Here is a 17,822-nt window from a genome sequence, read left to right on the forward strand (position 1 = left end):
TTGCCTCCATCTCGCCTTGCGGCGGTCGCCGCAAAGACACGCGCTCCGGCTGCTTCTTCGCGGCCTCTTCGGCCTGCACCACCGCCCGCCTGGGCTCCGCGCCCCGGCCTGCCGTAGCGGTCGGGGTTAGCTCGAACGTTAGGCCTCACCAAAACCAAACTCGCATCATCACCGCTACCTGCGACTATGGAGTTCCTGCCCCCGCGCCGCCGCAATCCACTTTCGAACCCGCTCGTCGCAGTTCTTCTGCACGCTTCATCGCTCGGAATCTTTGTCTTCGGAGCGTTAACGTCTCTAATGACAAGCAGCTTGGTACCCGCAATCGCAGCGTTTGCAGTCTTGTCGGCGCTTGAGGCACTATGGACGTACTTCACCTTCAGAAGGTAACCGTCCGGGCCCCCAGCAGCGCGTGGACGTCGCTTGTTGTCCTGTACCCGCCTGGGAGGCTCCTGCAAACGTCCAAGCCATGACAGCCAGCGAGGCGTACTGCAACACAAGTCGGTAGCTTCAGGCCAGTGGTAAAGACAAACTACACGTTCAAACCAACGCAACGCCGTGAGGCCTAACCCCTCGCTCAGCCCCCGACCCGCTACGGCAGGCCGTCTTGCCCGCGCAGCGCGCGGGTCTATGCTGCACCGCGCGGGCAAGCCGTCCCGCCTCCGCGGTCGGGGTTAGCTCGAACGTTAGGCGGCACCAAAAGACGGCGTGCGATCATCCCCGCCAAGAAGCCACCCACTTTGCGCACATCCGACAACATAACTGCAAGGGAAACCTTTCGTGCACGACTTTCTCTACGCTTGGGGCCCACTTATCCTTCTAGTCGCTGTTTGGTTCTACTTCATGAAGAAGGGTGGCGCACTCAACTACAAGCAGCATGTTCAAGACATGAAAGATCTTGCCTCGGCTCAACTGGTTGAGATGAAGAGAACGAACGAGATCTTGGAGCGCCTTGAAGCGATCATGAAAGACAGAAGTCAATAGCCAACTGACTTGGCTCGGCTCAAGGTTCACGCCCTCGCGTCACCGGATCATGTTCTCCGTTCCCGGGTTGCGCTGCTTCCGTCCATCATCAACAAAACATGTCAGAGTGCCGCCTAACCCCTCGCTCAGCCCCCGACCCGCTACGGCAGGCCAGCTTGCCCGTGCGGCGCGCTGGTTTATGCTGCACCGCACGGGCAAGCCGTCCTGCCTCCGCGGTCGGGGTTAGCTCGAACGTTAGGCGTCACCCAAATGCGCAGAGAGCGCCGCACCTAAAACTACGAACTAGACCTATGAAACTCCAACTCCTGGTCTTCAGTGCGCTCTTCGCCTTGAGCAACGTGTCTGTCGCGCAAGAGATTCTCCGAGCGCCTGATCCACCCTCGGGGAGTCGAATTCGAGACGTCGCCGCCCTTGGCTTCATACCTATGGATAAGCGCTATGAGGAGTTGACGCCGCAAGAGAAGGCAAGACTTAGGTCAGGCTACGAGAGCATGCCCGAAACCGATGAGCCCCCGTTTCCACGCGACGGCATGAAGAAGATCATTCTGGCTTTGCGACAGATGTCTGAAAAGCGGGAAGCGGAGGGTCGTCTACGCGTTCACTTCCTCATCGACCAAAATGGACGTGCTTTAAAAGCCGACATCTACGAATCGCCTGACGAACTTCTAACGAATGCCATTACGCGTGTGGTCCTCGGAACGCCATTTAAACCTGCTGTCTGCTCCGGCAAGCCATGCACCATGGAGTTCGCTCTCGTCGTACAGCTAAGCCTTACGCTCGGAAGGTGACGCCTAACCCCTCGCTCAGCCCCCGACCCACTACGGCAGGCGTCGTAAGCCCGGCGCCCGCCGTTCGTAGCATCATCGGTCACCGGGCTTACGCCACCTGCCTCCGCGGTCGGGGTTAGCTCGAACGTTAGGCATCAGATTCAGGTGTGTTGGTTAGCCTATGCTCCTTCTCTCTGGAATCCTCATATTCTCCGCAAGCTTTGGTGCGACATGGATCATCATGATCCGGATCACCGACGACAATACGCCGCAGGAGAGCAATTCGTGGCGAGATATGTCGCTGCGCCTCGGGAGCCTTGTTTGGCTAGCGGCATTCGTCATTGCATGCGACAAGATCACTGGAAGCGCATGGCGCGAAAACTGGTTCGTACTGGGGAGCTTTCTAGCAGGTGCCTTTCTCGCTTTTGCTGCGTTCACCATTGCGGCACGAGCAAGGCCGGGCTTTCTTGGGGCGAAGCGCTATACCAAAGGGCCGCCCCTTGAATACTTATCCAGCGCCCCCCAAACACTCGGCGCCTGGCTCAATCTCGATCTACGGAACCTATCCAAGGCCGTGAGGTTGAGAATCCAAGCACAGAGCCGAAAGTCGCGCTGATGCCTAACCCCTCGCTCAGCCCCCGACCCACTACGGCAGGCCGCCCTGCCTCCGCGGTCGGGGTTAGCTCGAACGTTAGGCGTCACTAAGCAAGCACATGGCGGCGCTGTTTTCAACTCACTATGCATCAGCGCTCTGTGCCCGAAGACACTACGATGCCGCCATTTCAGCGCCCCCTAAAGCCGATCCTCTTTGCACTTGCAAAGGCACTCGTTCTCTTCACGGCTTGGCGAGGAATGATCTCGCTCTTCGGGCACTACTTTCCTCATCACAACACGCTAGTCCAGGCGGGAGCACTGCTTATTTGCGCCGGACCGCTTGTGTACTGGGTACTAGCCCCACTTCTCCGGGCTCTGGGCATAGAGGACACAGACAGAGATTCAACGAACTGAAAACCTTAATCTCGCTAGCTTGGCGGCATTTCGGCAGCGCCGCCTGAAGCCCCGCCACCACGGCAGAGAGCAACTACCCTACTCATGCCCAGCACGCCAACAGCACGCTGTGACGCCTAACCCCTCGCTCAGCCCCCGACCCACTACGGCAGGCGTTGTAAGCCCGGTCCGTGCCAGCGGTAGCATCATCACGAACCGGGCTTACAACACCTGCCTCCGCGGTCGGGGTTAGCTCGAACGTTAGGCCGCATCAAAAACAATGGGAGCGCATATGTGTTCGGTTGATTGGGCAATGCTGCTTGAGTACGCCAAGGTCTTGCTAAGTTGGCCGCCAATGGCGCTCGTCATCGCAGTGCTATTCATTTGGCGCTTTAGAAGTGCGATAGATGACTTTCTTAAGCGCGTTGTAGAAGGCAATATCTTCGGTCAAGCTTTCAAGGCTATTCCTCCAGCGCAACAGTCGACAGCAACTTCAGCAACAGAAGACAGACTTGCGACAGCAGCCGACAACGCGGTAAGGCCCGCAGAGCCTCAAGCGCGGCAGGACCCCGCCGCGGTGCCGCCAGAGTTGGCCCAAGATCCCTCTGCTCCGGCCGCGCTCAGATATATTCAAGAAAATCCCGGGCAAACTTTGCTGGAGTACAGACGAGTATTATTTGCCTACCACTCAGAACGTCTGTTCACGCGGATTTACGGAACTCAGATTACGATGCTGGAGTATCTAAAATCCAATGCCGATGTTCCCACAAAACTATCCGCACTAACACAGTTTCACGACGAGCATCAGCAAAGAGCCAGCAGCACCGAATATCAGCTCCGGGACTACTTGGGCTTCCTCGTGTCTTTCGGAGTAGTTTCGCAGTCCGGCCCTTCAGACTCGCACGAATACAAAATTACTGAGAACGGCATACAGTTTCTATCCTACATTAAGGCCAACTATCCAACGAATTGGAACCAACGCGCGTACTAGCAACCCCTCACAAAGGCGAAGCGCAAGAATGCGGCCTAACCCCTCGCTGAACCACCGGACCCGCTACGGCGGGCCGTCTTGGCCCGGCCTGCGGTACGCGGTACATTTTCGCAGCCCGGGCCAAGCCGTCCCGCCGCAGCGGTCCGGTTAGCTCGAACGTTAGGCAGCACGGATTCCCATTCGAAGTGCAACACTCTTCAGCCCACGCCTCGTTTGGCGTGCTGAACCCGAGAACCTTCCTCGGCCTGTCGTTGAGCTCTCGCTCGATCTCGTTGCATTGTCTTTGAGTTAGATTCTTAAAGCATGTCCTTTTCGGTAGGTACTGCCTGATCAGTCCGTTCGTGTTCTCGTTCGTGCCCCTCTCCCATGAGTGATATGGCTGCGCGAAGTACACCTGGATGCCAAGCTGTTCTTCCAACTGCTTGAATCCGTGGAACTCCGTCCCGTTGTCCAGCGTCAGGGTCTTCATCTTCAGCCTCCCCGCCCTAACCTCCCTGACCAGCGCCTTGTTCACTTCCCACGCCTGTCTGGCTGGCAGCTTCAAGATCCTCGTCTTGCGTGTCTTGCGGTCCACCAGCGTCAGCAGGCAGTGCCGCCCGTCCTTGCCCATCACCGTGTCGCCCTCGATGTGCCCCGCCTCGCTCCGATCCCGGGCGCCCGCTGGCCTCTCGCTCAGCGGCCTCTTGCCAGCTACCTTCCCTCTGCGATCTACCACCCGGTAGCCCTTGCGGTACCGGTGCGACAGCTGCCTCGTCTGCAGCCAGCTCCGCCCGCCCCGCGCCTTGTCCTTGGCCACCCACCGGTAGATCGTCGCCGTTCCTATGCTCAGCCGGCCCTCCTTGAGCAGCCTTCGACTCACCTGCTCCGGGCTCCACTTCCTCTGCACCAAGCGGTGCACCTCTGCTACCCAGGCAGCGTCAAACTTCGTTCCCCGGCGACACCGCCTGCGCCTGGCCTGCGCGTAGCTCTGTGCCTTCTCCACTCGGTACCGCCCGTCGCTCGTGCACGCGTTGCGCTTGAGCTCCCGGCTGATCGTCGACACGCTCCTGCACAGGTGCTTCGCTATCTTCCTCAGGCTCTCGCCCATGGACTTGTGCTCCACGATCAGATAGCGTTCCCTCGCGGTGAGTTGGTGATATCCCATGCTGCAGCCCTTCTTGCCGGAAGAGAAAACAGCAAGTCTCCACTCACCGCTCCCCCTTCCCGAAGGTGTTGCACTTCACGTGAGAATCCGCCCCGCACAAAGCACCGCTTCTCAACCGCGACAATTGCCATGCTCGAACAACTTCGCAAAGCCCTTTCCACATCGGCTTGGCACGAAGGAGACACGCCACCCGCTGTCGACTACGTACTCTTCTTTGACGGCAACACTGACGAGGAGAGCATCGCAACAAATCAAAGGGGCGACGGCAGGCCGGCTATCGCTGACATCTACAAGAGATTTCAAGAGATCGCAAAGAGAAGCGATGTCGAGCGCATCTTGGTAGGCCTTCATTTCGACTGGGACCATGAACACTATGCGGACTCGTTCCCTCCCGCAGAAAACGTGCATATCTTCACCACTGCGTCAACGTCGGACGTCGAAAGCTGGCTGGCTGACATGCACACCGACGGAGTCATCAAAGGATGGCCATACGGAAAGCCCAAGAATGCGCCGGAGCCGAGCAACGGCTACAGCGTTCTTTCGGTGTGCTGGGACTAGAGCGCAGGTTTCGCAACTCCCAGTGCGGCCGAATCCCTCGCTCAGCCCGCGACCCGCTACGGCAGGCGTAGTAAGCCCGGCGCCCGTCGCTCGTAGCATCATCGGTCACCGGGCTTACTACGCCTCCTTCCGCGCTCGGGGTTAGCTCGAACGTTAGGCCGCACAAACCACACTATGCGCGTCGCCAAGATTCAATTAGTCTGCGACTGGGCCAAAGCAACTCCACTTGCCCCAGTCCCGCGTACGAACGTTGGCTTGGCGCTCGCGTCGCTGGGCAAGCGTCCCATCAACGGCCTACGACGTGCACCAACCACAACGACAAACGGCTGGTACATCTGGTGCGGCACCGAGCTTTCCTCGGAGCCCGACTTCTTCGCACCACTGCACATCGAACACATTCACGACTACTTGCCCCAAGTGGGCGAGTACCTTGATCTGCCTCCTGGGTATCGCTTCTTGATAGACGGGCAAGACTTCGAAGATGTATGGTTCGACGCGTCTTTGCTCGAGGCAACGCCGAGTGAGTTAACGGCATCTCCTTTGCCTCCTGCCAGCCGCTAAGGACGGTCTGCAGAACCCTGCCGTCGACGCCTGGCGGGCTCGCGCCTACGGCTGGCAAGTCGTGATGCGGGATCTTTCGATCCGTTGATCGAATCGCGTCGCATGCGCGGCACGATTTCGACCTCTTCGGCGCCCTCGTGCGGCATCGCAGGGTAAGCGTCCGGCGAACTCATCTTGAACTGGGGCTGCGCGGCGACAACGATCCTGTCCAGTTAACGAATAGCTGGACACGATGGATACGGAGACCAGTCGTAAGCGCCGGCGCCACAGCGCAGAGCTGAAGGCGCAGATCCTGGCCGAGTGCGCCGTGCCGGGCGCGTCAGTAGCCAAGGTCGCAATGGCGCACGGGATCAACGCCAACATCGTGCATGGCTGGTGCAAGCTTGCCCGCGAGGCAGGTGCAGTGACTGTGTCGCAGCAGTTCTTGCCGGTGGCCGTCGCGACGACCGCGGTGCCGTCGACGGACAAGCAGACCATCGACGTTGAGCTGCGCCGCGGCGCGGTGGTGATGAAGGTGACGTGGCCGGTGGCGGCCGCAGCTGACTTCGCAGCCTGGACACGAGAGCTGCTTCTTTGATCCGCGCCCATGATCAAGGTTGAGGCGGTTTGGATGGCCGTGGAGACGCTGGATATGCGCGCTGGAACTGAAGCTGCATTGGCCCGGGTGGTCACGGTGTTCGGTGCAGCACGGCCGCACCATGTCTATCTGTTCACCAACCGGCGCGCCAATCGCATGCCCGCGTTGCGAAGCTCCGGGCTGCAGGCAGGGTTGCACGTGTTTTCATGGTTCAGAGCTCCACGTCGACGGAGGCGCACTGCGGCGCCAGGGGAAGGGTCTTCTCGACTTCGCTGGCAGGTAGGTCGGGGATCACGCCGTTGGCGGCGGCCTGGATGGCCACCAGGGCCCACTCGGGCGGCTCGAAGGGCACGACGTAGGTGCCGCAGGCCTGGGCGCACTGGCGCGCCACGAGCCAGGCCTCGTTGCGCGTCATTCCCATGGTGTGCTCCAAGGGCGTCATGGGCGCAGCCCACGCAGCAGGGACGGGTCGCCGCTCTCGGCGCCAGGTCCCTGCGGTTGGGCATCCACACCCACCAGGGCGGCCAGCGCGTGGCGCGAACCGCGACCGGCGCCGCCATCGCGCACGCGGACGACCATGGCCACCCGGTCGGCCATCTCGTCCATGGTCATGGCACCGAAGCCCACAGGCACGACCTCGCGGGTGGCCGGCTTGGCCAGCACGACCGCCGGCACCACGAAATGCTGGGTCGGCACGCCCATGGCCTCAGCCACCTTCTCGGCCAGGCCTTGGTCCGGCACCGCGTTCGGGAAGTCTGGCAAGGTGCCGCCGTCGAGCGTCACCGCGTAGACGGTGAAGCCGTACTTTTTCTGGAACTGCGCGAGCATCGGCGCCTGCACGTGGCAGTAGGCGCAGTTGCGACGGAAGAAGAAGTACAGACCGTGTGTCTGCGCCATCTCGCGCAGCAGCTGGTCGCGATCCTGCATGCGGATCGTGTCGTAGGCGCGCTGCGCGCCTGGCAGCGAAGGTCTGCCGCCGCCCGTGAGGGTGTGGTCGATCCACGGCATCCGCACGGCCACGGCCTGGGCCATGTCGGCGAAGGTCGAGGCTTTCTGGCGGGCCTGGGTAAGCATCTCCAGGTAGCGCATCACATTCGCCTCGGTCGGGTTCTGTGTCGCCACGTTCAGCGCACGCTCCAGCCTGACCTTGAAGGCGTCGAGTTCAGCCAAGTCGCGATCGTCGGGATCGAGCGGCTTGGCCGCCCGGGGCGCTGCCGGTGCCGGCTTGGGCACGGCCACCGGTGGCGGGTCTTTTTGCCAGAACCACCCTTCCCGCGATCGGCGCCAGTAGCGTGGCTCCACGGGCGCCTCCAGGAGCGCATCAGGGCGCGCTGCAGCCCCGTCCAGCGACGCGGAGGCCGGAACGGTGGCACTGGCCTGCGCGACCGCTTGTGCGCCTTCCTGGGCCCTTTCCTGTGCCACCACAGGCTGAGCGATCAAAGCCGCGGCCACGCTGCAGAGCAGGGCCAGGCGACTCGGCAGGGAGAACGAGAGGGAGGTCGGGCGAAGCAGCATGGTCAGCACTTCCCTTGGCCGTAGTAGCAGCTCGATTGCCGGTTCTGGGCAGCGCCCTGGGTGGCCGACTGCTCCAGCGGAGTGGTTTGGATGGAGGCGTAGAACTCGCTGAGGTCAAACCTGGACCAGTCCAGGGCCGTCAGTTCGTCGGGTGTGAAGCCCGTGCAGTCGGGCGTGCGGACATCGCCCCAGGCCTGAGCCAGCTGCGCCCTGCCCTGTTGCTGAATCACACGGGCCAGGATCGAGCTGAAACAGCACGCTGTGCGTGTGCGCTCGACGCAGATGCCCAGCGCGCTGCGGTTCGAGCAGTACTCGCCGAGCTCGTGGCAGCGGCCCTGTTGCTTGAGCCGGTAGGTTTCCTGCTGCTCAGCGCTGCAGCGCTCGATGAAACCGCCGTCGTTGCAGCAGTTGTCGATGCCCAGATTGGCGATCTGGCAGCGCCGATCGGCGCCCTTGAATATCTGGATGTTGGAGCCGTCCACGTCCATGTCGAGGCCGGCCTGCATGTGGGCTTCGAGCTGGCTGACCGCCATCGCAAAGTCCCCGTTGGCTGTCTTGTTGCGCTCCCAGCAGGAGCCGCCTTCGCAGAACGTCGTCGCGCCGCAGTTCACGGCCGGCGAGAACACGGCATCCGCGACCTTGCAGTCGTAGTTGAAGCTCGCCTGGATGCAGCGGCCGTTGTCGTCGAAGAGCCTGCAGCCCGACGTGCCTGCCGGGCTGCAAGTCTGGAAGGCCGCGCCGCCGCACGTCGACGTGTTGGCCACCGACGTGCAGGCGAACTCATTTGCATAGGACCAGCACTCGCGCGTCCCCGGCCATCGATCGCTGCGCCGAGCTGGCGTGCGAGTGCCGCCAGCGCCGGGTCCTGTTTCTCGATCACCTGCAGCGCGTAGCGCAGAGTGACGTCACCATTGACCTTCGCGTAGGCCGCCTCCTGGCATCGGTTGGCGCCGCAGTCCACGAGCACGGGCCGGTTGGGATCGACCAGAACCACTGCCGGCACCGCCTTCACGTCGAAGCGCTTGAACAGCACCGGGTCGATCTGCCACGGCACCTGACGCTCGCGCATCAGGTCGGCCAGCAGGTTCGTCGTGGCCTTCATCGAGCGGTCGCGTACACCGCGCAGCACCAACGTGCCCTTCACCCGGCTGGCATCGGCGATCAGGCGCTTGAGGCTGGCCTCTGGCATGCCCAGACTCACGAAGACGATGAGGCCGGCAGCCTCGCGGTCGTTGCCCTGCGCGGAGCCTGGGCCGCTGGGTCCCCGGCGAATCTGCTCGTACTGCTCAGCCAGGCGCGACAGGTCAGGCAAGGCCTGCTGCGCGGCGTTCGAGGGCTGCTCGGGGAGCCGCACGCCTGACGCGCGCTGCTGCGCCTGCATCGCACGCTCCAGCTCCGCCCGCGATGGCAGCGTGCGGGCGGCAGCGTCAAGCTCGGCCTGGGTGGGCATCCGGGGTGCGGCTGCAGGCGGTGAAGGCTGCACTGCAGGGGCCTGCGTCTGTGCCAGGCCGGCGGTGCACAGGCAGGCCAGCAGCACTGCCGGGGTGATGAGGTGGCAGCGCATGGTCACGAGATGCAGCAGTTGCGTTTGCGGAAGACCTGGTACGTGAAGTCCTCGCCCTTGATGGGGTACTCACGTCCGATGCCCCAGATCTGTGTGGTCCGGCCCAGGGGCTGGCAGCAGCGGTTGGCGCCCGAGCCGTCCGTGCCCGAGGTCATCGGGATCGGGTACAGCATCTGGGTCTTGTAGCCCCGCTTGTCCATCAGCGGCGCGGGGTGCCCGCTGCACACCGCTGACGGGCCGTGCTGCTGCCAGGAGATGAACAGCCGGTGCATCTTGGCCAGGATGCGGTGGTTCAGCAGCGAGCTGGCCTGGATGCCGCCGATGTGCACCGGCACGTTGCCGTTCATCGGGTAGGTCGGCCCGTTGCAGCCCGAGCACCAGAAAAGCTCGCGGATGCCGAAGCCCACGCTCGCAGCCACGCAGTCTGCGGAGCAGGCGCCGATGGCCATGGCCCGCAAGCATCTAGACCTCGATCCCATGGCACTGATGCTGGCGTCGCCACTGCTGACGGTGTACGTCGTGGCGTTCGCGGCCCTCGGATCGTGGAGCCGCGCCTGGTCCGCGCTTGACCGAGCTGATGACCAGGCCCACAGGTGGGCGAATGCGCAGGCCGCCCAGTGCGAGGAGGCCAGGACCTACCTCAGCCGACTTCGCTTGCTGCGGCGGCCACTGCTCCTGCACGACGTGTGGTGCCTGCAGGAGATCCAGCGAACCCGCACGTCCCTCACGAACCTTGCTGAAGGGCTGGATGCCCGCGAGCAGCTGACGGTGTGAACGCACCAGGACGCGCGAGTACGCGCAACGGACCCAAGGAAAACTCTATGGACACGCCAGTCAAGCACGCCCTTCCGCCCGCCTTGCGGCGGATCAGATCACTGCTCTTGGCCGATGTGCTTTTGCTGCTCCTACTGTGGACCGTACTCCCCTTGGCAGTTGCGGTAGTCGCTATGTCTCGGATAACTCTCTGGGGTTGGGAGACTCAGGCGGCGTTTGCCTCTCTCTACGTCATCGCTGTCCTGTACATCTGGGCACGTCGTTTGTCCCAAGGCTCGCACCTGTTTGATCGTCTCAGACCGCTCAGTGACCTCCAGTTCACGCTAGCTGTCGAAATGGCTGGTCAGTACCCACAGATCAAGCGCTACCTTGCTGAGGTTGCTGCCATGGGTCGCCCGCTCTGCGTCGAAGACATGCGCCGAATTCGCAGACTGCAATCCTCGGCTGACGATGCTGCGCAAGCCGTTGCCACCGCGGCGGCACAAGTCGCGCAGATGGATGTGCTGCGCAAGCTCGACAGCAGTTCATCGACAACCGCCGGCCACTAAGCCACCGCACAACCGTGGACCTGATGCAAGGCCTGCAGGCTGCAACCCTAGTGGCAGCCTTTGTCTTCGGTGCCGTCTTGGTTCACCGGGTCGGGCAGCGCTCGGCTGGCCACGGTGTGCCCAGGCCGAGCCGGCCTGCCGCGGCGCCCGCGCCGCGCCCGCCCGCGCACATCCCTGTGCGCGGCTTCGACGGCATCGTGGCTGCTACCTCCACCGCTAAGCTCGTGCAACTCGTGGAGCGCAAGACGCGCTTGTCTCAGGCGAACTTCACCAAGGACTGCCAGCCGGTGCTGGAAAGCCTGGCCGAGTTCGTCCAGATGCTCCCGGCATCCGAGTCTCACCACCACGCGCATCCCGGCGGCCTCTGGCAGCACCTGCTGGAGGTGGCCGACGCCGCCCTGACCTTCCGAGCCGGCATGGAGCTGCCACCGGGTGCCGGCACAGAGGAGCGCAAGCGGCTGGAGCACCGCTGGACCTATGCGGTCTTCGTGGCTGCGCTGCTGCATGACGTGGGCAAGCCTGTCACAGATGTTCGCGTCACCCTGTACACCGAAGACCCGCGCGACGGGCGCGCATGGACGCCCCTGGCGGGTCCCATGCGGGCCTTCGGCGCGCACTGGTACAGCCTGACCTTTGCTGACCCCACAGAGCGGGACTACCAGGCCCACGCGAAGCTAGGGGCCATGTTGCTGCATACCTTCGTGCCGCCGCGCGTCACACGTTGGCTGGCCGAGGAAGGCGATGTGCTGGCACAGCTGCTGGCTTACCTGTCCGGGGAGGACAAGGACGGCGCGCTTGGCAGCCTCATCAAGCGCGCCGACAGCGACTCGGTGCGCCGCAACCTGCTGACGAGCCCGCGCACTCGCTTTGCGACCGCGCGGGCCCGCCCACTCATCGAACGCCTGATGGAGGCATTGCGACGCATGCTTGTGGAGGGCGCCAGCCTGCCTTTGAACCGCCCTGGCGCAGCCGGCTGGGTTCACGATGGCAAGGTGTACTTCGTCTGCGCCAGGCTCGCAGACGAGGTGCGCAACTACCTGTCCCAGCATGAGAGCCTTCAAGGGGTTCCAGGCAAGGACAAGAACGATCGGCTGTTCGACACCTGGCAGGAGTACGGTGCGGCTGAGACTGCTCCAGACGGGGGTGCTGTCTGGCGGGTACGCGTCGAGTGCGAGGGGTGGTCCCCGCCCGACGCCTTCACGGTGCTTTGCTTCGCGGTGGACAAGCTGTACCCCGATGCCTCGCAGCGGCCGGCGCCGATGAAAGGCCGCGTTTGGCTGGCACAGAGTGCTGCTGGCCCTGCGGCACCGAGCACACCATCAAACGCCCCCGTAGCGGCCCCGGCAGCGACACCTGCAGCGTCCGTTGCCGCGCCAGCGCCTCTGCGGGTGCCAGAGGCTCCGCAGGCCCCCAGGCTGGCTCAGGCGACGCAGGTCGCCCAGCCTGTAGCGCCTGAGGCTGCGCAGCGCCTGCCAGTGGAGCCGCAAGCCACTGCGCCAGTCGCGCCACTGGCCATTGGCGAGGTGCGGCCGGCAGTACATGTGGAGGCGCCGCAAACGTTAGAGACAGCCGAGACGGCTGCGCCAGTTGCCCAGGCGCAAGCCCCTGCCGCTGTTGCCGCGGTGTCGCAGGAGGTGGAAGCACCTTCGTCGACCGCTCCTGCACCGCAGGACGCGGGCGACGACGACACGCTCTCAGTCAGCGAGTCAGCGCATGCGGGGATGAAAGAGGAACGAGCCCCGGTGACCGAGACGCCCGAGCTGGGGGCACCGCTGCGACCTCGCGAACGCGGTCAGCGTCCGGCTGGCGCAGCGGTAGGCAACAGCCGGCTGCCGACGCCGGCAGCCACAGCCCTGATGGCCTGGGTGGCGCAGTCGGTTGGGTCTGGAGCGCTCAAGTACAACGAGGATGGGGCCCTGGTGCACTTCGTGCCCGAGGGAGCACTCCTGCTGTCTCCGGAGATCTTCCGGCGCTTTCTCAGCGAGCACGAGGCCGTCAGCGACGGGCCTATCGCAGCCCTGCGCCAGTCGCACGGCGACCGCGCCTTCGCCCGCCTGCAGAACGAGCTCGCCAAGAGCGGCTGGACCGTGCGCAACGGCGACGAGAACATGCACTACTACGCCTTCGTCAAGGCGGACAAGTCGCTGTCGCGCACCGCTTCGTTCTGCCTGTTGGGCAAGCCCGAGCTGTTCTGGAACCCAGTGCCAGCGCCCAACGAACGCATCACGCGGGCGCCTCGGCCCAAACGTATGAGCCTGCCGGCTGGTGCCGCCGCTGGCTCCAGCACTGGCAAGGGCGCTAACACACGGAGTGCGGCATGAGCAGCGGACCGATCGACAACGTCTTCCGTCCGCCGTACGAGTGGGCCACAGTGGTGGCGGCCCTGCTGGTGGCCGGCGCGGTTCTGGCCAGGCCAGCGATGTTCCTGATGACGCCGCTGCAGGCGTGCGCGGCGGCCGTGGCCATGGTGCTGCTGGCCTCCTGGCGTCTGCTGCAGGCACGCCGGGTACAGCGCTTCCGGCGCGCTGTGCGCGAGTTGGAGCCCTACGCCTTGCGCCCAACCGAAGTGCCGTGGTCCAAGACCTCGGTGTTCCTCGGCCGCGGGTTCTACTGGACGGCGCGGCACACACAGCGGATGACGCTGCTGGCACAGCCAGAGAACGAGCACCTACGGGAGCCCACGCGGCTCTACAAGTGGGCTCGGAGCCTGGAGCGCAAGCCCGACGCGCCCGCCTGGCTGACGCGCTGGACCACCCGGGACCATCCCCTCAATCCCGTGCGTCCCTTGCCGCCTGTTGGTGGCAATCCTGCACTGCACGGCGTGGAGATCGACGAGGAGGAGATCCACACGGCGCTGGCCGAGCTGAACAACCACATGATGGTCTACGGCACTACGCGAGTGGGCAAGACACGGCTGGCGCAGATCCTCATCGAGCAGGACATCGCTCGCGGCGATGTGGTGATCGTGTTCGATCCCAAGGGCGACGTGGACCTCTTGCTGGGCATGTACGCGTCCGCGGTGCGGCACGGCCGCGCCGCGGAGTTCCAGCTCTTTCACCTGGGCTTCCCCGAGATCTCCAGCCGCTACAACCCGATCGGCAACTTTGAGCAGATCACCGAGGTGGCCACGCGGGCCACAGGCCCGCTGCCCGCCGAGGGCCAGTCTGCAGCGTTCAAGGCCTTCGCATGGCGCTATGTGAACGTCATCGCACGCGCGATGGCCGCCGTTGGCGAGCGGCCGGACTTCAGGAAGATCTACGCCTACGGTGTCAGCATCGATGCGCTGGCCAAGCGCTACTTCACCTACTGGCTGGACCGCAACGTCCCGGGCTGGAAGGACAAGTTCGACCCCTTCCCCACGAAGGAGCAGAAGGACCTGGTGCAGAAGGCGGAGAAGAACGGTCGGGACATCGAGCTGCTGCTGCTGGCCCAGTTCTTCAAGACGAGCGGCTACCAGGACGCGATCTTTGACGCGATCGCCTCGGTGCTGGCCAACGACCGCACCTACTTCGAGAAGCTGGTCAACTCGCTGTACCCGCTGCTGGAGAAGCTCACCACCGGCAAGGTGGCAGACCTCATCTCCCCCGAGTACGACAACACCGAGGACCCCAGGCCGCTACTGGACTGGATGTCCGTCATCAACCGCGGTGGCATCGTCTACTGCGGCTTCGATGCCCTGACGATCCGCGACGTGGCCGAGGCAGTGAGCGCGTCAATGCTGGCTGACCTGACCTCCGTGTTCGGCCGCATCTACAAGCACGGCTCCACCTATGGCATGTCCACGGGCGAAGGCATGCGTCGAATTCGGCTGCATGCCGACGAGCTCAACGAGCTGATCGGCCCTGAGTTCGTCCAGGCCGCCAACAAGGGCGGCGGTGCAGGGTTGTTCATCACCGGCTACAGCCAGACGGCGCAGGACATCGAGGCCAAAGTCGGCTCTACGGCGAAGGCCGAGCAGATTGGGGGCAACCTCAACAGCATCGTGATGCTGCGGGTGAAGAACATCGCCACGGCCGAGCGCGTGACGGATCAGCTGGAACAGGTGCGGGTCTTCACGCGGCTGCAGGCCAGCGGCGTGTCCGACACCAACGACCCCACGGAGATGGCCGATTTCGCCTCGCGCAACGAGGACCGAATCGCCACCGAGAAGGTGCCGATGCTCGACCCCGCCTGGCTCATGAAGCTGCCCAAGGGGCAGGCCTTTGCGCTGCTGGAGGGCGGCAAGCTCGTGAAGATTCGCATCCCCCTGCCCTTGCCTGCCAGCGAGGAAGGCGTGCCCGGCACCTGGCGCGACATGTTGACGGAGATGCGTCTGACCTACGCGAACTACGTTGCCATGAATCCCGACGAGGGGCTGACCGTGGAGGGCTCAGGCAATGGCTTCTAGCTCCGGCAGCGCCTCAATCGACCACGGGGTACTGGTCCGCCAGTGGAAGTGGCCTCTGCGCGTGGTGTGGTGGTGGTTCATCATCGGTCTGAGCGTGTGGTTCGGGGCCATCACGATCCACTGGTACTGGGCGCGCGATCGCGCCGCCCCGGAGGAGCGCGTGGAGTACGCGCGAAACGTTCTGAGCAACGAGTTGGGGCACCTGGCCGCGCTACGGCCGGGCATCTTCGATCCGGTGCCGCTGGCCACCTGGATCAACAACACGATCCACGACGGCGCCGTCGATGTCTCGCTGATGTTCGCGCGTTCGCTGATGAACTGGCCGAGCTTCATGCGTCGCAACGCCTCCAGCGACAGCATCAGAAACGACCCGGACCCCGGGGGCGAGTTCGTCCTGCGGCAGATCCGCGAGGCTGGCAATGGGTGGCACCTAGCAGTGGCTAACACAGGCCTGTTCGCGGTGCGTACAGCCACCTACCTGTGCGCTCTGCCGCTGCTGGGGGTGGGTGTCCTGCTGGGCGCGACGGACGGGCTGGTGGCGCGCGCGAAGCGCAAGGCCTGTGCGGGGCACGAGTCCGCGAGCATCTACCACCGGGCCAAGCTAGGCATCAGCTTTGTTGCGATTCTTGGGTATGTGCTGTATCTGGCAGCGCCTGCTGTGGAGGATCCACTTCGGTCAATCATCCCAACAGCAATTGGTATCGCGATACTGGTGCGGCTGCAGTGTGCCTACTACAAAAAGTATATGTAACGTGCGCCAACTTCTTTTCCCAAGACGTACTCTGCCGATATTGGACTGCGCTCTCGGCTTCGGCTTCTGCGCAGCCGAACACGTGGGCGCAGGGTGCACGAACCAGTCGTGCAGTACGGACTTTGGAAAACATGGACGACGCGGCACAACCGACCGTCAGCCTTGCAGAGCTTCTTGCGCGCCATTTGCGAGTCAACATGCTTGCGAAGCCGACAGAGGCACGGTACGACCTAGTGACGAGGAACCTCGCACGGTTCCTGTGCGGGCCGACGGCGCATGCCTGCGACGTCTACCTGAACCAGATCACACCCGACGTGATGCTGGATTTCCGGGCCTGGAGCCTGACGCGCATGAAGCCGGTGTCGTTCAACACCGAGAGACGACACCTATCGGTGCTGTTCAACTGCGCTGTGCGAGAAGGCTTGATGCTGGCGAACCCGCTGCGGAGAGTATCAAACGCGCCTGTGTCGCGGGGTGCACCAAAAGCGCTGACGAAAGACAGTATGAACGCCTACCTTGAGTGGCTGCAGACTGCGACGCGCCTCGACCGGAATGGTCGGGCCGTAGATGTCATTCAGCCACAGTGGTTCTGGTACACGGTACTGCGAACCTTCTACTTCACCGGCATGCGGAAGCGACAGCTGATTGGGCTTGTCTGGAGCGACATTGACTTTGTTGAGCGGTCAATCCATTTGTCAGCGGAGTCGTCGAAGACTAGGCGCGGCTGGAAGGTTCCTTTGCCTGAACCGCTGGTCAACGACTTACTAGACCTGAGGCGGAGAACGCTTGAGGTGTGCCGCCAGCATCTTGGTCCACGGCAAGTGTTCTGTCTGCCCCTGTTCAGCGAAAGAAGAAGCGCGTTTCGGCACGACGTGATGCGGCCAGACAACCTCGACAACTTTTTTCAACGGCTACGGAAGGCGATGCCCGTCGACACACCGAGGCTCAGCGCCCACAAGATTCGGCACACAACTTCGACGATCCTGGCCAACAAGGTACCAAACCTCAAGGTGGTCCAAGAGCAGCTAGGTCACACGTCGATCAACACGACCTACATCTACGTGCACCCGAACCTCGCGACGATGCGAGACGCACTCCAAGCACTGGAATGAATCGAGACAAGACGTGAAGTTTGACCAGCGGAAGACACCGCCGGTATAGTCGGAAGCGTGGGGTTCAAGACAGAGAAGTCTCGACAGCTCCCGATCAGCCTAGTCTGATGGGGAGCCTGCTTACTAGGTAAACAGGCTCCCCTTGACTTTGGCTCCCCGACCTGGGCTCGAACCAGGGACCTACGGATTAACAGTCCGGCGCTCTACCGACTGAGCTATCGGGGAACTGAGCCTCACAGTATAGCGCGTTTTCGGCGCTTGTGAAGCCTTTTGAGCTTCAGCCTCTGAATGCCGGACCTCGCGCCACCATGCCGCCTCGGACGGGTCAAGGAGATCGAAGTCAGATTGCTGACCGCCAGCCAAACGCTAAGAGTCATGGACCCAGCAATGCCACTGTGCAGGCCAATTCTCAGGCGCGAGCAAACTGAAACGGTCCTGCTGAAGCATCCAGAACCAGATCGCCTCCCGACGGCACAACGAACTCAATCCCGCAAAGCAAAAAGCCCCGATCTCTCGATCGGGGCTGATGCTTAATAAATAGCCTGACGATGTCCTACTTTCACACGGGAACCCGCACTATCATCGGCGCAAAGGCGTTTCACTGT

16 protein-coding genes, 1 tRNA gene and 3 pseudogenes are annotated in these 17,822 nt (G+C 63.2%); 13 read left to right on the forward strand and 7 right to left on the reverse strand.

The features are described from left to right. The first annotated feature begins 777 nt into the window (after window positions 1-777). The 4 genes from EOE66_RS21455 (at window position 778) to EOE66_RS21470 (ending at window position 3,726) form a co-directional block, all read left to right on the forward strand. A complete protein-coding gene (locus EOE66_RS21455) occupies window positions 778-981 on the forward strand; it encodes a hypothetical protein (protein WP_128230804.1) in 204 nt (67 codons plus the stop codon). A 290-nt stretch (window positions 982-1,271) separates the two neighbouring features. Next, window positions 1,272-1,769: an energy transducer TonB gene (locus tag EOE66_RS21460; protein WP_164885214.1), complete on the forward strand. Its 498-nt coding sequence runs from the start codon at window positions 1,272-1,274 to the stop codon at window positions 1,767-1,769. A 220-nt stretch (window positions 1,770-1,989) separates the two neighbouring features. Further along, complete coding sequence (locus tag EOE66_RS21465) at window positions 1,990-2,364, forward strand: hypothetical protein (RefSeq protein WP_128230806.1); 375 nt, start codon at window positions 1,990-1,992, stop codon at window positions 2,362-2,364. 726 nt (window positions 2,365-3,090) lie between these two features. Further along, window positions 3,091-3,726: a hypothetical protein gene (locus tag EOE66_RS21470; protein ID WP_205702791.1), complete on the forward strand. Its 636-nt coding sequence runs from the start codon at window positions 3,091-3,093 to the stop codon at window positions 3,724-3,726. A 187-nt stretch (window positions 3,727-3,913) separates the two neighbouring features. Here the strand turns inward: EOE66_RS21470 and EOE66_RS21475 are convergent. After that, window positions 3,914-4,870, reverse strand: a pseudogene (locus EOE66_RS21475) (IS30 family transposase); the annotation flags it as partial. Between the two features lie 129 nt (window positions 4,871-4,999). Between EOE66_RS21475 and EOE66_RS21480 the strand changes: the two are divergent. From EOE66_RS21480 to tnpA, 3 genes are all read left to right on the forward strand, one after another. Beyond that, window positions 5,000-5,428, forward strand: coding sequence for a YfbO family protein (locus EOE66_RS21480; RefSeq protein ID WP_128230809.1), 429 nt, complete (start codon window positions 5,000-5,002; stop codon window positions 5,426-5,428). A 174-nt stretch (window positions 5,429-5,602) separates the two neighbouring features. Beyond that, window positions 5,603-5,989, forward strand: a complete 387-nt coding sequence (locus EOE66_RS22515) for an immunity protein Imm33 domain-containing protein (protein ID WP_441347005.1) — start codon at window positions 5,603-5,605, stop codon at window positions 5,987-5,989. 232 nt (window positions 5,990-6,221) lie between these two features. Then, on the forward strand, window positions 6,222-6,566 hold the full coding sequence (tnpA, locus tag EOE66_RS21490) for an IS66-like element accessory protein TnpA (RefSeq protein ID WP_128230810.1): 345 nt from the start codon (window positions 6,222-6,224) through the stop codon (window positions 6,564-6,566). Window positions 6,567-6,777: 211 nt separating this feature from the next. On the opposite strand, the gene EOE66_RS21500 is transcribed toward tnpA, so the two are convergent. From EOE66_RS21500 to EOE66_RS21520, 5 genes and pseudogenes are all read right to left on the reverse strand, one after another. After that, the gene (locus EOE66_RS21500; protein ID WP_128230811.1) at window positions 6,778-6,987 is read right to left on the reverse strand and encodes a hypothetical protein; all 210 of its coding nucleotides are present in this window, start codon (window positions 6,985-6,987) and stop codon (window positions 6,778-6,780) included. 17 nt (window positions 6,988-7,004) lie between these two features. After that, window positions 7,005-8,081: a conjugal transfer protein TraF gene (gene traF, locus EOE66_RS21505; protein ID WP_128230812.1), complete on the reverse strand. Its 1,077-nt coding sequence runs from the start codon at window positions 8,079-8,081 to the stop codon at window positions 7,005-7,007. A gap of 2 nt (window positions 8,082-8,083) precedes the next feature. Then, window positions 8,084-8,848: pseudogene (gene traN, locus EOE66_RS21510) on the reverse strand (conjugal transfer protein TraN); the annotation flags it as partial. A 77-nt stretch (window positions 8,849-8,925) separates the two neighbouring features. After that, window positions 8,926-9,645 (reverse strand): annotated as a pseudogene (gene trbC / locus EOE66_RS22320) (type-F conjugative transfer system pilin assembly protein TrbC); the annotation flags it as partial. 2 nt (window positions 9,646-9,647) lie between these two features. Next, window positions 9,648-10,094, reverse strand: coding sequence for a TraU family protein (locus EOE66_RS21520; protein WP_205702793.1), 447 nt, complete (start codon window positions 10,092-10,094; stop codon window positions 9,648-9,650). On the opposite strand from EOE66_RS21520, the gene EOE66_RS21525 reads away from it, so the two are divergent. The 6 genes from EOE66_RS21525 (at window position 10,087) to EOE66_RS21550 (ending at window position 17,217) form a co-directional block, all read left to right on the forward strand. Continuing rightward, window positions 10,087-10,419, forward strand: coding sequence for a hypothetical protein (locus tag EOE66_RS21525; RefSeq protein WP_164885216.1), 333 nt, complete (start codon window positions 10,087-10,089; stop codon window positions 10,417-10,419). The genes EOE66_RS21520 and EOE66_RS21525 overlap by 8 nt on opposite strands. A 47-nt stretch (window positions 10,420-10,466) precedes the next feature. After that, entirely contained in the window at window positions 10,467-10,967 is a 501-nt protein-coding gene (locus tag EOE66_RS21530) for a hypothetical protein (RefSeq protein ID WP_128230817.1), read from the forward strand. 176 nt (window positions 10,968-11,143) lie between these two features. Next, window positions 11,144-13,288 (forward strand): MobH family relaxase, encoded by a 2,145-nt coding sequence (mobH, locus tag EOE66_RS21535; RefSeq protein ID WP_205702794.1) that lies wholly within the window; start codon window positions 11,144-11,146, stop codon window positions 13,286-13,288. Beyond that, complete coding sequence (gene traD, locus EOE66_RS21540; protein WP_128230819.1) at window positions 13,285-15,354, forward strand: type IV conjugative transfer system coupling protein TraD; 2,070 nt, start codon at window positions 13,285-13,287, stop codon at window positions 15,352-15,354. Before mobH ends, traD begins: the two co-directional genes overlap by 4 nt. Next, the gene (locus EOE66_RS21545) at window positions 15,344-16,105 is read left to right on the forward strand and encodes an IncC plasmid conjugative DNA transfer DtrJ family protein (RefSeq protein ID WP_128230820.1); all 762 of its coding nucleotides are present in this window, start codon (window positions 15,344-15,346) and stop codon (window positions 16,103-16,105) included. Before traD ends, EOE66_RS21545 begins: the two co-directional genes overlap by 11 nt. 131 nt (window positions 16,106-16,236) lie before the next feature. Then, window positions 16,237-17,217, forward strand: coding sequence for a tyrosine-type recombinase/integrase (locus EOE66_RS21550; protein WP_128230821.1), 981 nt, complete (start codon window positions 16,237-16,239; stop codon window positions 17,215-17,217). 149 nt (window positions 17,218-17,366) lie between these two features. On the opposite strand, the gene EOE66_RS21555 is transcribed toward EOE66_RS21550, so the two are convergent. Further along, window positions 17,367-17,442: transfer RNA gene (locus tag EOE66_RS21555), tRNA-Asn, on the reverse strand. Window positions 17,443-17,822: the final 380 nt, after the last annotated feature.

Source organism: Rubrivivax rivuli (assembly GCF_004016505.1).
Lineage (GTDB): Bacteria > Pseudomonadota > Gammaproteobacteria > Burkholderiales > Burkholderiaceae_C > Rubrivivax > Rubrivivax rivuli.